Origin of the sequence: Rhodoferax ferrireducens (assembly GCF_003347515.1) — a bacterium.
In the GTDB taxonomy this organism is placed as follows: domain Bacteria; phylum Pseudomonadota; class Gammaproteobacteria; order Burkholderiales; family Burkholderiaceae_C; genus Rhodoferax.
The window spans coordinates 26,189-39,336 of sequence record NZ_QEII01000290.1 but is presented as its reverse complement, the minus strand read 5'-3'; the positions used below and the strand labels follow the sequence as shown (position 1 = coordinate 39,336).

Annotated in this window: 14 protein-coding genes; 9 read left to right on the top strand and 5 right to left on the bottom strand. The window is 62.0% G+C overall.

Translation table 11 applies throughout. The features are described 5' to 3' along the window. Positions 1-5: 5 nt before the first annotated feature. Positions 6-584, bottom strand: a complete 579-nt coding sequence (locus tag C5P05_RS17740) for a chalcone isomerase family protein (RefSeq protein WP_114971165.1) — start codon at positions 582-584, stop codon at positions 6-8. Positions 585-687: 103 nt separating this feature from the next. Between C5P05_RS17740 and C5P05_RS17735 the strand changes: the two genes are divergently transcribed. Beyond that, on the top strand, positions 688-1,599 hold the full coding sequence (locus tag C5P05_RS17735) for an AEC family transporter (RefSeq protein ID WP_114971164.1): 912 nt from the start codon (positions 688-690) through the stop codon (positions 1,597-1,599). Between the two features lie 51 nt (positions 1,600-1,650). Continuing rightward, a complete protein-coding gene (locus C5P05_RS17730; RefSeq protein WP_114971163.1) occupies positions 1,651-2,055 on the top strand; it encodes a VOC family protein in 405 nt (134 codons plus the stop codon). 64 nt (positions 2,056-2,119) lie between these two features. On the opposite strand, the gene queG is transcribed toward C5P05_RS17730, so the two are convergent. Continuing rightward, positions 2,120-3,190, bottom strand: coding sequence for a tRNA epoxyqueuosine(34) reductase QueG (gene queG, locus C5P05_RS17725; RefSeq protein WP_198674786.1), 1,071 nt, complete (start codon positions 3,188-3,190; stop codon positions 2,120-2,122). A gap of 27 nt (positions 3,191-3,217) precedes the next feature. Between queG and tsaE the strand changes: the two genes are divergently transcribed. Next, positions 3,218-3,733, top strand: coding sequence for a tRNA (adenosine(37)-N6)-threonylcarbamoyltransferase complex ATPase subunit type 1 TsaE (tsaE, locus tag C5P05_RS17720; protein WP_114971162.1), 516 nt, complete (start codon positions 3,218-3,220; stop codon positions 3,731-3,733). Continuing rightward, a complete protein-coding gene (locus C5P05_RS17715) occupies positions 3,730-5,046 on the top strand; it encodes an N-acetylmuramoyl-L-alanine amidase (RefSeq protein ID WP_114971161.1) in 1,317 nt (438 codons plus the stop codon). The genes tsaE and C5P05_RS17715 overlap by 4 nt, the downstream gene beginning before the upstream one ends. On the opposite strand, the gene C5P05_RS17710 is transcribed toward C5P05_RS17715, so the two are convergent. Both C5P05_RS17710 and C5P05_RS17705 read right to left on the bottom strand, forming a co-directional pair. After that, on the bottom strand, positions 5,043-5,675 hold the full coding sequence (locus C5P05_RS17710) for a nucleoside/nucleotide kinase family protein (protein WP_114971160.1): 633 nt from the start codon (positions 5,673-5,675) through the stop codon (positions 5,043-5,045). The genes C5P05_RS17715 and C5P05_RS17710 overlap by 4 nt on opposite strands. Before the next feature lie 8 nt (positions 5,676-5,683). Next, positions 5,684-6,700 (bottom strand): PfkB family carbohydrate kinase, encoded by a 1,017-nt coding sequence (locus tag C5P05_RS17705; RefSeq protein ID WP_232834557.1) that lies wholly within the window; start codon positions 6,698-6,700, stop codon positions 5,684-5,686. A gap of 169 nt (positions 6,701-6,869) precedes the next feature. Between C5P05_RS17705 and C5P05_RS17700 the strand changes: the two genes are divergently transcribed. The 5 genes from C5P05_RS17700 (at position 6,870) to C5P05_RS17680 (ending at position 11,408) form a co-directional block, all read left to right on the top strand. Continuing rightward, positions 6,870-7,835, top strand: a complete 966-nt coding sequence (locus tag C5P05_RS17700; protein WP_114971396.1) for a sugar ABC transporter substrate-binding protein — start codon at positions 6,870-6,872, stop codon at positions 7,833-7,835. A gap of 72 nt (positions 7,836-7,907) precedes the next feature. Beyond that, positions 7,908-8,864 (top strand): ABC transporter permease, encoded by a 957-nt coding sequence (locus C5P05_RS17695; RefSeq protein WP_114971158.1) that lies wholly within the window; start codon positions 7,908-7,910, stop codon positions 8,862-8,864. After that, positions 8,864-9,685 (top strand): ATP-binding cassette domain-containing protein, encoded by an 822-nt coding sequence (locus C5P05_RS17690; RefSeq protein ID WP_114971157.1) that lies wholly within the window; start codon positions 8,864-8,866, stop codon positions 9,683-9,685. Before C5P05_RS17695 ends, C5P05_RS17690 begins: the two co-directional genes overlap by 1 nt. 44 nt (positions 9,686-9,729) lie before the next feature. Next, positions 9,730-10,182 carry an RbsD/FucU family protein gene (locus C5P05_RS17685; RefSeq protein ID WP_114971156.1) on the top strand — a complete coding sequence of 151 codons (453 nt, stop codon included), beginning with the start codon at positions 9,730-9,732 and terminating at the stop codon, positions 10,180-10,182. Beyond that, positions 10,179-11,408 (top strand): ROK family protein, encoded by a 1,230-nt coding sequence (locus C5P05_RS17680; protein ID WP_114971155.1) that lies wholly within the window; start codon positions 10,179-10,181, stop codon positions 11,406-11,408. Before C5P05_RS17685 ends, C5P05_RS17680 begins: the two co-directional genes overlap by 4 nt. A 29-nt stretch (positions 11,409-11,437) precedes the next feature. Here C5P05_RS17680 and C5P05_RS17675 read toward each other — a convergent pair whose 3' ends face one another. After that, entirely contained in the window at positions 11,438-13,036 is a 1,599-nt protein-coding gene (locus C5P05_RS17675; RefSeq protein WP_114971154.1) for a methyl-accepting chemotaxis protein, read from the bottom strand. Between the last annotated feature and the right edge of the window lie 112 nt (positions 13,037-13,148).

Below are 13,148 nucleotides of genomic sequence, written 5' to 3'. Positions count from 1 at the left end.
GCAGATTACTGCCCCAAGAGACCTTTCTTGAGCCGTGTGTCCACCGGGTGATCCCCGACAAAAATGCCGAGCACGGCATTGTAAAAATCAGGCCCCGCGATGGCTGCACCCTTGACGGTGCCATTCACGGCCAGCGTGGTGCCGCGTTCAGGCACATAGTCGAGGTTGATGACATCGCCGGTCACCGTGGCACCGATGGCATTGATGGTGCGCTCCAGTTGACCGATGCGTTCATTCAGTCGGGCCAACTCGGCGTCGCTGGCATTCTTGCGGATACCCGCGACCAGGGCGTTGTTAAAGTCGTCCGGGCCGGCACTGCGCAGCATGCGCAGTTGCAGGCGTTTGGGTCCGGCCATGGCGGCCACTTCCTGCAGCGTGGTGGCTTTCTCGTTGAGATACAGCCCCGCCACATAGCCCTTGATGATGAACACCGCCCGCAGACCCAGGCCATTGAGCCGCAACTCACTGTTGGCCAGCCGGGTGCTGTCCTCGAAGCGCTGTCCTTCCAGCGTGGCCGCGCCGGCCCATGGCGCAACCAAGGCGGCAAGGCACAAAACGGGGGCAATCAGGGTGGTGGATTTCATGTTTAGCTAAACCTATGGTAACTATTCAGGGGCCACCCTCCCATGTGGTTAACCCATAGGGGCAAACCCGCAGAACGGCAGCGTTCGCTGGTATTCTCGTCGAGTGAATTACGCTCAACTTCTTTTCCCCGATTTTTCCCTGATTCTGTGTGGCTACCTCGTATGCCGTTACACCGCCCTCAACCGCACGGTGTGGGAACAGGTCGAGACCCTGGTGTACTTCCTGTTCTTCCCGGTCCTGCTGTTTCATTCGATTGTGAAAAGCCCACTGGACATCAGCGCAGCCTCCAGCCTGATCGGTGCCGGTTGGGCCATGGGGCTGACCGGCATCGCGCTGGCCTATTCGCTCCCGCATTGGCCGTGGCTGGGCCGCCATATCCCTAAACGGGAACACGCGGCCAGCGCACAAGTGGCTTTTCGTTTCAATTCCTTCATCGGCCTGGCCTTGGCGGAGCGGCTGGCCGGGCCCCAGGGCTTACTCTTGATTGCGGTACTGATAGGCGTGTGTGTGCCGCTTTTCAACGTTGGTGCCGTGTGGCCCATGGCGCGCCATGCCCAGCGCGGTTTCCTGCGTGAATTGGCGCGCAACCCGCTCATCATTGGCACGGCATCCGGCCTGACGGCGAACCTGTTGGGCTTTGCGCTGCCGGTCTGGCTGGAGCCCACAGTCAGCCGCATTGGCGCAGCCTCACTGGCACTGGGCCTGATGGCAGCCGGCGCCGGCATGCAGTTCGGTGCGCTCAGCAAAGCCAAGGCGTTGGCCGTGGCGGTGCTGGCCATCCGTCATTTCTTGCTGCCCCTGGTGGCACTGGGGTTCGCACACCTGTTTCAGCTCGATCCGGTGCAAACCACCGTTTTACTGGCCTTCTCCGCCTTGCCGACCGCCTCCAGCTGCTATGTGCTGGCAGCACGCATGGGCTATGACGGCGCCTACGTGGCCGGGCTGGTCACGCTGTCCACGCTGCTGGGCATGGTAAGTTTGCCGTTTGCGCTCGGCGTGCTGGGGTCGCTTTAGCCCGATCCCATCAATTCGCCACAGGCTTCACATAAGGACGGCAGCACACGCATGAAACTCTCCCGCATACACCATGCCGCCATCATCTGCGCCGACTATGAGCGGTCCAAGCAGTTTTACACCGAGGTGCTGGGTTTAAAAATCGTCGCCGAGACCTACCGCGCGACGCGCCAGTCCTACAAGCTCGACCTGGCGCTGCCCGACGGCACGCAGCTCGAATTGTTCTCCTTTCCCGGCGCCCCCGCGCGCCCGTCCTACCCCGAGGCCTGCGGCCTGCGACACCTGGCTTTTGCCGTGGCAGACCTGAATGCCAGCGTGGCGCATCTCCAGTCGAAAGGGGTGACGGTTGAACCGGTGCGCGTGGATGAGTTCACGGGCCAGCGCTTCACTTTTTTTGCCGACCCAGACGACTTACCGCTGGAGCTGTATGAAACTTTGGCAGCATCTGCAGTCTGAAATTTATACTATTATTTTTATAGCTTCCTGCGCATACTGGACGAGGGCTAGAGGCCTAAAACGCTTAAATATCCAACGCCCAGGCGACGTGCTCGCGCACAAGCACGCTGGGGTGACTGGCACGCAGAGCAAGCGCCTGAAGCAGTTCAGCATCTTGCCCATCGCGCTGCGCTTTGCCTCCCGCGGAATCAGCCCCCGCACGCAGCGCATTGCCCATAGCCACCGCGATATTCCTCAACCAGCGCTCATGCCCGATGCGCCGGATCGGGCTGCCTTCGGTGAAGCGCAGAAAATCTTCTTCGGTCCAGGCAAACAGGGTTGCCAGCTGGCTGCCCACCAGGCCCTGACGCTCGTCAAAATCGGGCAAGGCGCTGCGCTGCGCGAACTTGTTCCATGGGCAAATCAGCTGGCAGTCGTCGCAACCGTAAATGCGGTTGCCGATCAGGGGGCGCAGTTCCAGCGGGATCGGCCCCGCATGTTCGATGGTGAGGTAGGAGATACAGCGCCGGGCGTCAAGCTGCTGCGGCGCCACAATCGCCTGCGTCGGGCAAATGTCGATACAGGCACTGCAGCTACCGCAGTGCTCCGTCACCGGCTCGCTCAAGGGCAGCGCCAGATCGACATAAATTTCGCCCAGAAAAAACATGGAGCCCGCCTCGCGGCTGAGCAGCAAGGTGTGCTTGCCGCGCCAGCCCTGGCCGCTGCGCGCCGCCAGCTCGGCCTCCAGCACCGGCGCCGAATCGGTAAAAACACGATGACCAAACGGCCCCAGCTCTTGGGCAATGCGATCGCTCAGGTGTTGCAAGCGCTTACGCAAAACCTTGTGGTAGTCGCGTCCCCGGGCGTAGACTGACACGATGCCCTCGGCGGGTCGCGTCAACCGGTCAAACTCGATCGCCTGCCAGCCGGGTGTGGTGCTGGCAGGCAGGTAGTCCATCCGGACCGTGATCACGCTCACGGTGCCGGGCACCAGTTCGGCCGGGCGGGCGCGTTTGAGGCCGTGCGCAGCCATGTAGCCCATGTCACCATGAAAGCCCCGTGCCAGCCAAGCCGATAATCCCTGCTCAGATGAAGACAAATCCACACCGGCCACGCCAATTTGGGAGAATCCAAGTTCCCGGGCCCAGGCCTGAATTTTGGACACCCATTGACTGCTGCTGATATGCGTTTGGAGATTGCTCACACCCCCATTGTAAAAAACCTGTACTGGCAGGACGAGGCGGCGACGCAATTGTTTGCCGCGGCCCTGGCGGCGCAGCCTGCCCTGCGCCACGCCTTCATCGAATTGCACGGCGACCTGGGCGCCGGCAAGACCACCTTGGTGCGCCATCTGCTGCGTGCCCTGGGCGTGCAGGGACGGGTCAAGAGCCCGACCTACGCCGTGGTCGAGCCCTATGAACTGCCGGGCCTCAACGTCTGGCACTTTGACTTTTACCGCTTCAGCGACCCGCGTGAATGGGAAGATGCCGGCTTTCGCGACATCTTCGCCAGCCCCGGCCTCAAGCTGGCCGAGTGGCCGGAAAAAGCCGCCGGCTTCCTCCCGCGCGCCGATCTGGCGATTCACCTCGACGCGATGGATGACGACGCCCGGCAGGTGACGCTGAGCGCGCAAACCGACATTGGTGCGGCCTTGCTTCAGGCGACCAGCCCGGCGATGCCTCAAGAGGGCCAATCTTGAAGCGCCGCAGCCTGGTGCAGTCTGGCGTATTGGTGCTGTTGCTGGGCCGGCAACACCTGGCCCGTGGCGCCACCATCCTGGCCGTCCGGATATGGCCGGCGCCCGAGTACTCGCGCGTCACCATCGAATCGGACACCCAACTCAAGGTCAAGCAGTTTTTTGTCGCCAGTCCGCCGCGTCTGGCGGTTGACATCGAGGGCATCGACCTCAATCCGGCCTTGAAGGAACTGGTCGCCAAGGTGGCGGCCAACGACCCCAACATTGCCGGGATTCGCGTGGCCCAAAACGCGCCGGGTGTGGTACGTCTGGTGATGGATTTGAAGCAGGCGATTGCACCGCAGGTGTTCACGCTGACGCCGGTGGCGGCCTACCAGCACCGGCTGGTGTTTGACCTGTATCCGACCCAGGTGGTCGATCCGCTGGAGGCGCTGATTGCCGAGCGGTTCACGGACAGCAGTCCGGCGAATCCCCCCGCCGACCCCTTGGGCGATCTCATCGCCAAGCACCACGACAAGCCAGTCGCCAAGGGTAGTGACCCGGAGTCCAAACCAGCGCCACCCAAGCCCAAGGCAGACACGCCCGAAAAAACCGACCGCCTGATCATCATTGCGCTGGACCCCGGTCATGGCGGTGAAGACCCCGGCGCCGTCGGCCCCGGCGGCACCCGCGAAAAAGACGTGGTGTTGCGCCTGGCGCACCGACTGCGCGACCGCATCAACGCCAGCAGCATCAACGGCAACACCATGCGTGCCTACCTCACGCGCGATGCCGACTTTTTCGTGCCACTGCATGTGCGAGTGCAAAAAGCGCGGCATGTGCAGGCAGACTTGTTCATCAGCCTGCATGCCGATGCGTTTTTCACACCCCGGCCGCAAGGTGCCAGCGTCTTTGCCCTAAGCCAGGGCGGCGCATCGAGCACGGCCGCGCGCTGGATGGCCGCCAAGGAAAACAAGGCCGATCAGGTGGGCGGCTTGAACGTCAAGGCCAAGGATGCGCAAGTCAAACGCGCCCTGTTCGACATGAGCACCACCGCGCAAATCAACGACAGCCTGAAACTCGGCGGCGCCATGTTGGGCGAAATCGGCCGGGTCGGCAAACTGCACAAACCCAGGGTGGAGCAAGCCAGCTTTGCGGTGCTCAAGGCGCCCGATATCCCCAGCGTGCTGGTGGAAGCCGCTTTCATCAGCAACCCCGAGGAAGAAGCCAGACTCAACAGTGACGCTTACCAGGAGCAACTGGCCAGTGCCCTGATGCGCGGCATCGAACGCTACTTCTCGAAAAACCCGCCGCTGGCCCGCAATCGCACGGTTTAAGCCTGCTCCTCGTCCCACGGCACGACCCGGTCGGCGCGATGGCGGGTTTGTGCAATGCGCCGCGCGTTGGGTTCATCGGTCAGATTCACCCACGCCAGGGCTTGCGCCTGGCTTCGGCCAAAACGCATATGGCGTTCCAGCAGGCGTTGTTGGCGCACCGCGTCATTCACCTCCAGATACCAGACCTCATCGAGCGCGCTGCGAACCTCGGCCCATGGCCCCTCGTCCAATAGCAGGTAGTTGCCTTCCGTGATGATCAGCGGTGTGTGCGCCTCCACCGCGATGGCGCCGGCAACGGCCTCCTCCAGATCCCGCCGAAAGTCGGGTGCGTAGATGATTTCGCCCTCGCGCTGGGCCTTGATGCGGCGCATCAGGCTCGCAAAACCAGCGGCATCGAAGGTGTCGGGCGCGCCCTTGCGCTCAGACCGACCCAGCCGGGCCAGCTGACAATTGGCCAGGTGAAAGCCATCCATGGGAACGATTTGAATATCCCCCGGAAATGCAGCCAGCATGGCCTCGGCCAGCGTTGATTTGCCCGCGCCCGGTGGCGCAACCAGGCCCAAAATTTTGCGCTGCCCCGGCACAATAAAGCGGGCGAGATGATCCAGATACGCAGGTGAAAGGTGCATGGGTAGCCTTAAATAATGACGCGCGCGGCAACCGTGAAATCAACCGCATGGCCCGCCAAGCGAGCCCGCACTTCATCGCGCGTGGGGGGCACGGCGCCCCGGCGCATCACGCACAGGCTGGCACTGGCAATGGCGTTGGATAAGAGGTCTTTGGCCTGCGCTTCGGGCACCTCAGTTGAGCCCCAATCCGCCTCCAGCGCGTTGTCGAGCATGGCCACCACCAGCCCGGCCAGAAAGCAGTCGCCCGCCCCCACCGTGTCGACGATGGCCACCGCTTCGGTTTCCCGTGCGTGAAACATCTGGCCGTGGCGCGTCAGCAGGCTGGCGCCCTCGCCGCCACGGGTCAAGGCCAGCATCTGTGCCCGGCTGTTGCGCAGCAGGTGCATGGCGCGCTCGGACGCGTCGGCGCCGGGCAGATTCAGGCATTCCAGGTCCTCATCGCTGGCCTTGATCACGTCGGCAAATTGCAGGGCCGCCATGACATGTCGGCGGTAAAGCTCCAGATTGGGCATGACCGAGGGGCGCAGGTTGGCATCGATCACCACCGTGCGCCCAGCCTGGCGCTGGCTGGACAGCCAGGGCAAATAAATGTCGGCATCGTCGGGCGACAAGGCCAGGGCTCCCGTGCACACCAGCGACAGGACTTCGGCCTCGGCGCAGGCATTCGTCATCACAGCCGCCGTGATGGCGCGGTCGGCCACACCCTCGCGGTAAAACGAGTAGTCGGGGTGACCTTGCGGCCCCACGCCGACCACCGCGAGCGAGGTTACTTGCTGCACGGGCTCGGGCACGGCCAGGTGCACGCCGTCGTCCAGCAGCGCCGCCGCCAGCTCCCGACCAAAGCGGTCTCGTGACAGGGGATTCAAGTAAAGCGTTTCAACCCCCTGGCGGGCCAGCGCGCGGGTCAGGTTGTAGACCGCACCGCCGAGACAGGGCTCGAACCGGCCGTCTTCATTGCGAATCAAGTCAATCAGCGCTTCACCAGCGGTTGCAACCTGAAACACATGCGTATTTTTTTGTACCATACTAGGGTTTTCCATAACTAAAGTAACTTGATTTAGTAATCACATTCCGAATATAGTCGACCTGCGCTCCAACGTAAAGCGTAAATTCCCGGGGGTCCAGACCCCTTTTGCAATAACTGAATGCCCGAAATTGAGGAGACTCCCTTTGAAAAAAATTACCACCAGTCTGATGCTGTCCGCCCTGGCCATCGCCAGCGCCAGCGCTTTTGCGGCCGACGAAATTGTCATCGGTCTGATCACCAAAACTGAAACCAATCCCTTCTTCGTCAAGATGAAGGAAGGCGCCGACGCTGAAGCCAAGAAACTCGGCGCCAAGCTGCTGACCGCTGCCGGAAAAATCGACGGCGACACCGCCGGCCAGATCACGGCCCTGGAAAACATGGCTGCCGCCGGCGCCAAGACCATTTTGATCACGGCCAGTGGCGATGCGATCATTCCCACCGTGAAAAAGCTGCAGGCCAAGGGCGTGCAAGTGATTGCACTGGACAGCCCGTTCAATGGCGCCGACGCCTTGTTCGCCACCGACAACTACAAAGCCGGCGTGCTGATTGGCCAGTACGCCAAGGCAGCCATGGGCGGCAAGCCGGCCAAGATTGCCACGCTTGACCTGTTCCCCGGTCACCCAGTGGGCGCACAGCGTCACAACGGCTTCATGAAGGGTTTCGGCCTGCCAGCGGCGGATGCCAGCTCCAACGAGCTGTCAACAGACGCTGCGATCGTCTGTATGGCTGACAGCTATGGCGACCCTGCCAAGGGCCAGACGGCCATGGAAAACTGCCTGCAAAAAAATCCTGACATCAATGTCGTTTACACAATCAATGAGCCAGCCGCTGCAGGCGCGTTCAACGCACTGAAAAAAGCCGGCAAGGAAAAAGGCGTGACCATCGTGTCCGTGGACGGTGGCTGCCAGGGCATCAAGGACACAACGGCTGGCATCATCAACGCGACCTCGCAGCAATACCCCCTGAAGATGGCCGCTCTGGGCGTCGCCGCGGGTGTGAGCTACGCCAAGGGTGGCAAAAAATCGTCCGGCTACACCGACACTGGCGTGACGCTGATTTCAGCCAAGGCCATCAAGGGCGTGGACAGCAAGGACACCAAAACAGGTCTGGACATGTGCTGGGGCACCAAGTAATCACATAGCCAAGGCTAGCCCCTGAGGCGCGCTCGGACGCGCCTCTTTTTTTAAACTTATTAGGCTTCTAATATGAAATCCTCTGCACGCAACATCCCATGGGGGGTCCTCGGCCCGTGGCTGGCCTTGCTGGTCACCTGCATCTTCTTTGCAACCCAGTCAACCCGCTTTTTGACGGCTCAGAACCTGTCGCTGGTCCTTCAGCAAGTCATGGTGGTGGGCGTGCTGGCGATTGGGCAAACCCTGATTATTTTGACTGCCGGCATTGATTTGTCGTGCGGCATGGTGATGGCACTGGGCGGCGTGGTCATGACCAAATTTGCCGTGAACTACGGCATCGACCCCTACGTGGCCATTCTGTGCGGCCTGGCGGTCACCACCGGCTTCGGTCTGATCAACGGCTTGCTGGTGACGCGCTTCAAGCTACCGCCCTTCATCGTGACCCTGGGCACCCTGAACATTGCTTTTGCAATCACGCAGCTTTACTCCCAGGCGCAAATCATTCCCAACCTGCCGGGTGAACTGACTTTTCTGGGGAACACCTTCGGCTTCGGCTCCACCGAAGTCAGCCTGGGCACCGTCACCATGCTGGTGCTGTACATCGTCGCCTGGCGCCTGCTGCGTGATACGGCACCCGGTCGCCATCTTTACGCCGTGGGCAATGCCCCCGAGGCCGCCCGTCTGACCGGTATTCGCGTGGACCGCGTGCTGGTCACGGTTTACGCCCTGGCCGGCTTTTTCTACGGCATCGCGGCCTTGTTGTCGGTGGCCCGCACCGGCGTGGGTGACCCGAATGCAGGGCAAACCGAAAACCTGGACGCCATCACGGCCGTGGTGCTGGGCGGCACCAGCCTGTTCGGCGGGCGCGGCATTATTCTGGGCTCGCTGGTCGGGGCGGTGATTGTGGGCGTATTCCGCAATGGCCTCACCTTGATGGGCGTGGCCTCCGTTTATCAAACCTTGATCACCGGCATTCTGGTCATTCTGGCCGTCGCTGCCGATCAGATGTCTCGCAAAGGAGCCCGTTAATGAACGCCGAAACTGCACACCACGCGCCACCCAATGCCTCGTCGCCGCTCGTCATGCAGGCCAAGGGCATCATCAAACGTTACGGTCAGGTGACCGCGCTGGATGGCACCGACTTTGAGCTGCGGGCCGGGGAGATTCTGGCGGTGATTGGCGACAACGGCGCCGGCAAATCCTCGCTCATCAAGGCCCTCTCGGGCGCGACGGTGCCTGACGAAGGCGAGTTGCTGCTGGATGGCCAGCTGGTGCACTTCAAGTCACCGATCGACGCGCGGCGCAAAGGCATTGAAACGGTCTACCAGGACCTGGCCGTCGCGCCCGCCATGAGCATCACAGAAAACCTGTTCTTGGGTCGCGAGCTGATCAAGCCGGGGGCATTCGGTCAGCTGTTTCGCCTGCTGGACAAAAAACGCATGCTGGAACAGGCCATCAGCCGCATGGCCGAGCTGAAAGTGGGGATTCGGTCCATGACCCAGGCGGTAGAAACACTGTCGGGCGGTCAGCGCCAGTGCGTGGCCGTGGCGCGTGCGGCGGCCTTCGCTCAGCACGTCGTGATTCTGGACGAGCCCACCGCAGCGTTGGGCGTCAAGGAAGGCAATATGGTGCTGGAGCTGATTCGCCGGGTGCGCGACAAGGGCCTGCCGGTGATCTTGATCAGCCACAACATGCCGCACGTATTCGAGATTGCCGACCGCATCCATATCCAGCGTCTGGGCAAACGTGCGGCCGTGGTCAACCCCAAGACCATCAGCATGAGCGACACCGTGGCGGTGATGACCGGCGCCAAGACCGTGGACGAGTTGCCCGAAGACGCCCATGCCTAGACACAACGCCCTAACTGTCACGCCAAGCCTTAACAACTATTCATATGCTTAAAGGAATCAACCCCCTGCTCACCCCGGAGCTGCTCAAGCTGCTCATGGAGATGGGCCACGATGACGCGCTGGTGCTGGCGGATGCCAACTTCACCGCCATGAGCATCGCCGCCGGCAAACCCGTGCTGCGCCTGCCTGGCAGCTCCATGGCGCAGGCGGTGCAGGCCGTCAGCTCGGTGCTGCCCTTGGCCGCCGATGTGGATCATCCGGTCGCGTTCATGCAGGTCAGCGGCACGCAAAGCCCTTACCGGTCCGAACTGCAGCGTGATGTTTTAAGCATCCTGACACCTGAACTGCTGCCCGGCCAAAGCCCCGAAGCGGTCGAGCGCTTCATCTTTTACGACCGGGCACGGGCGGCCTACGCCATCGTCCTCACCGGCGAACGCCAGCCGTTCGGCAACTTTATTCTGCGCAAAGGTGTCATCGGCGAAAATCTACGTCCATGACACCCCGCAGCACCGCTCTCACCGCCGATTCCCCCAAACTGCTCCGGCCCCGTGGCTCCAACCACGTGGGCATGCGGGCCTTCAACGAACGCGTGGTGCTGCAGGCCATCCGCCTGAACGGCAGCCTGCCCAAGGCCGATCTGGCCCGCCTGACCCGGCTGACTGCGCAAACCATTGGCCTGATCACCACCCGGCTGGAAGAGGATGAACTCTTGATCCGGCATGACCGGGTGCGCGGGCGCATCGGCCAGCCGTCAGTCCCCATGGCGCTCAATCCGGATGGCGCCTTTTCCATGGGCATCAAGATCGGCCGCCGCAGCGCGGAATGGCTGCTGGTCGATTTCACCGGGCGGGTGCGGCAACGCCAGACCCTCGACTACGCATTTCCTGACGCCAATACGCTGCTGCCCGCCATTGGCCAGCGCATGAATGCCATGCGGGATGAACTCGGCGCCTTGAGCGCGCGCCTGGTCGGCGTGGGCGTGGCGGCGCCCTTTCTGATGGGCGGCTGGCACAAGATGCTGGGCCTGTCAGAGACGCAGTCGGACCAGTGGAACCAGATCGACCTGGGTGCGCAGGTGCAGGCCATGACGGATGCGCCGGTGAGCTTTGCCAAGGACACTGCGGCGGCCTGTGTGGCAGAACTGGTCACGGGGCGCGGGCGCGATCTGAAAAGTTTTTTGTATTTGTTTGTCGACACCTTTGTCGGCGGCGGGTTGGTGCTCAACTCGCACCTGCACTTCGGGCTCCACGGCAACGCCGGTGCCGTCGCCTCGCTGCCCACGTCCATGACCCAGGGCGCAACGCCGCCTGAACAACTCATCAGCCAGGCCTCCTTGTGGGAACTGGAGCAACGCTTCATCGCCCAGGGGCTGGACCCCACTGCCGCCTACGATGAGCGCGCCCTGTCAGCCCCGTTCGAGCTTGAAACCAGCGCCTGGGTCGCCCATGCGGCCAACGCACTGGCGCACTGCGTCGTGACTGGAACGGCTTTTCTGGACATCGACGCAGTGGTGATCGACGGCTCGTTTTGCCGGCCGCTGCTGAGCCGGGTTATTGAACACACGAATGAGGCCCTGCAACGCTACAACTGGGAAGGGCTGTGGCCGGCCACCGTCATTGCGGGCAATGTCGGCCCGGACGCCGGCGCGCTCGGCGGTGCACTCTTGCCCTTGCATGCCAACTTTGCACCGGACCAGGATTTGTTTCTGAAAGTTGGCGCTTAGCAGGCGCTTGGCCGACGCGTGACAGGCGATTAACGCGTCAGACCGATGGCCGTGATGCGTGCAGGTGCCGGTGCCGCACGGGGATGATCGGCCCCCAGCTTGAAGACAGCGACCGCCTGCACCTGCTCGTTGGCCAGGCTCTTCAAGCCCGATGCGGCGGCGGCCATTTGCTCCACCAGGGCCGCGTTCTTCTGCGTCGCCTCGTCTATCTGCGCAATGGCCTCAACCACCTGTGCAACGCCCGAGGCCTGTTCATGGCTGGAGGCACTGATTTCCCCCATGATGAGCGTCACGCGCTGGATCGCATCGACCACTTCGGTCATGGTGGTCCGGGCGCGGTCGACCAGGGTATTGCCTTGCTCTACCCGTTGCACGCTCGCGTCAATCAGGTTCTTGATCTCTTTGGCGGCCGTGGCACTGCGTTGCGCCAGGCTGCGGACTTCACTGGCCACGACGGCAAAGCCGCGGCCCTGCTCACCCGCCCGGGCCGCTTCCACCGCCGCGTTCAGGGCCAGGATGTTGGTCTGAAAGGATATTCCGTCAATGACGCTGATGATGTCGGAAATCTGCCGCGAAGACTCGTTGATGCGCTTCATGGTCTCCACCACTTCGCCAACGACTTCACCGCCCTGAATAGCAACCGTCGACGCCGTCATGGCCAGCTGATTGGCCCGGCGGGCGTTCTCGGCGTTGTGTTTGACGTTGTCACTGAGTTCCTCCATGGACGCCGCCGTTTGCTCCAGGGCGCTGGCCTGTTGTTCGGTGCGGGCGGAAAGATCATGGTTACCCTGGGCAATCTCGGAGCTGGCCGTGGCCACGCCTTCAGAGCCCGCACGCACGGTGAACACCACGTCGACCAGACTGGTCTGCATGTCCTTCAGGGCCGCAAGCATCAGGGCCGTCTCACTGCGACCCGCGCTGTCGATGTGCTGGGTCAGGTCCCCGCCGGCCACATGGCGTGCAATGGTGACCGCCTGGTTGATTGGGGCGGTAATGGCCCGGATCATGAACCAAGCCGCCAGGCACCCCATCACCAAAGCGGCCAGCACAATGGCGCCGAACACCGTAATGCTGTCCTGGTACCGGCTGTCCGCGCGGCTGTATTCAACTTTGACGGCTCCAAGCTGAAGCAGCATCAACTTGTTCAAGACCTTGTCCAGGGCATTCAAGGGGGCGTCCAGATCCAGAACCACCAAAGTCGTCTTCAGCCGGTCGCCTTTTTGCAACGAGGCACTCAGCTCCAACAAGGCGGGCCTGGCCTTGGCCATGAGCTCGTTGGCGACGGCGATGTTTTGTTTCTCTTCATCTGAACGAGTTGCCTGGCTGTAGTGCGTCCAGCTATCCTCAGCGGTGGCGAGCCCGCTGGTCAGTTGCGTCGACGCATTTTTGGCGTCCAGCGATCCCTGCGCCACCTTGTTAGCTCCATCAAGAACATCAGACTTGTAGATGTCGGCTATGTTCTTCAGCTGTGCCAGAGGAACCAGGCGATCGTTGTAAATGGTTTGAATGGAGCGGTTGCTGTCCCTGGCGATATAAACGCCAAATAACGCGACCAGGGCCACCATGGCAATCAGGCCGGCGGCGCCCCATGCCAGGCGGGTGGAGATTCGAAGATTATTGAGTTTCATCAGCGTTTTTTCTGTTCTTCGCGCGACTGCACGATGGTAAATTAAATCATATTGATTTAATTAAACAACAGGGAAAACGCTAGTGCCGGTTACGAACGAAGTACGTCGCGCT

Excerpts from the sequence above, each read along its gene's own strand:
- C5P05_RS17740 (WP_114971165.1), bottom strand. The coding sequence starts at position 584 with ATGAAATCCACCACCCTGATTGCCCCCGTTTTGTGCCTTGCCGCCTTG.
- C5P05_RS17730 (WP_114971163.1), top strand. The coding sequence starts at position 1,651 with ATGAAACTCTCCCGCATACACCATGCCGCCATCATCTGCGCCGACTAT.
- tsaE (WP_114971162.1), top strand. The coding sequence starts at position 3,218 with ATGCGTTTGGAGATTGCTCACACCCCCATTGTAAAAAACCTGTACTGG.
- C5P05_RS17710 (WP_114971160.1), bottom strand. The coding sequence starts at position 5,675 with ATGCACCTTTCACCTGCGTATCTGGATCATCTCGCCCGCTTTATTGTG.
- C5P05_RS17705 (WP_232834557.1), bottom strand. The coding sequence starts at position 6,700 with ATGGTACAAAAAAATACGCATGTGTTTCAGGTTGCAACCGCTGGTGAA.
- C5P05_RS17700 (WP_114971396.1), top strand. The coding sequence starts at position 6,870 with ATGCTGTCCGCCCTGGCCATCGCCAGCGCCAGCGCTTTTGCGGCCGAC.
- C5P05_RS17695 (WP_114971158.1), top strand. The coding sequence starts at position 7,908 with ATGAAATCCTCTGCACGCAACATCCCATGGGGGGTCCTCGGCCCGTGG.
- C5P05_RS17690 (WP_114971157.1), top strand. The coding sequence starts at position 8,864 with ATGAACGCCGAAACTGCACACCACGCGCCACCCAATGCCTCGTCGCCG.
- C5P05_RS17685 (WP_114971156.1), top strand. The coding sequence starts at position 9,730 with ATGCTTAAAGGAATCAACCCCCTGCTCACCCCGGAGCTGCTCAAGCTG.
- C5P05_RS17680 (WP_114971155.1), top strand. The coding sequence starts at position 10,179 with ATGACACCCCGCAGCACCGCTCTCACCGCCGATTCCCCCAAACTGCTC.
- C5P05_RS17675 (WP_114971154.1), bottom strand. The coding sequence starts at position 13,036 with ATGAAACTCAATAATCTTCGAATCTCCACCCGCCTGGCATGGGGCGCC.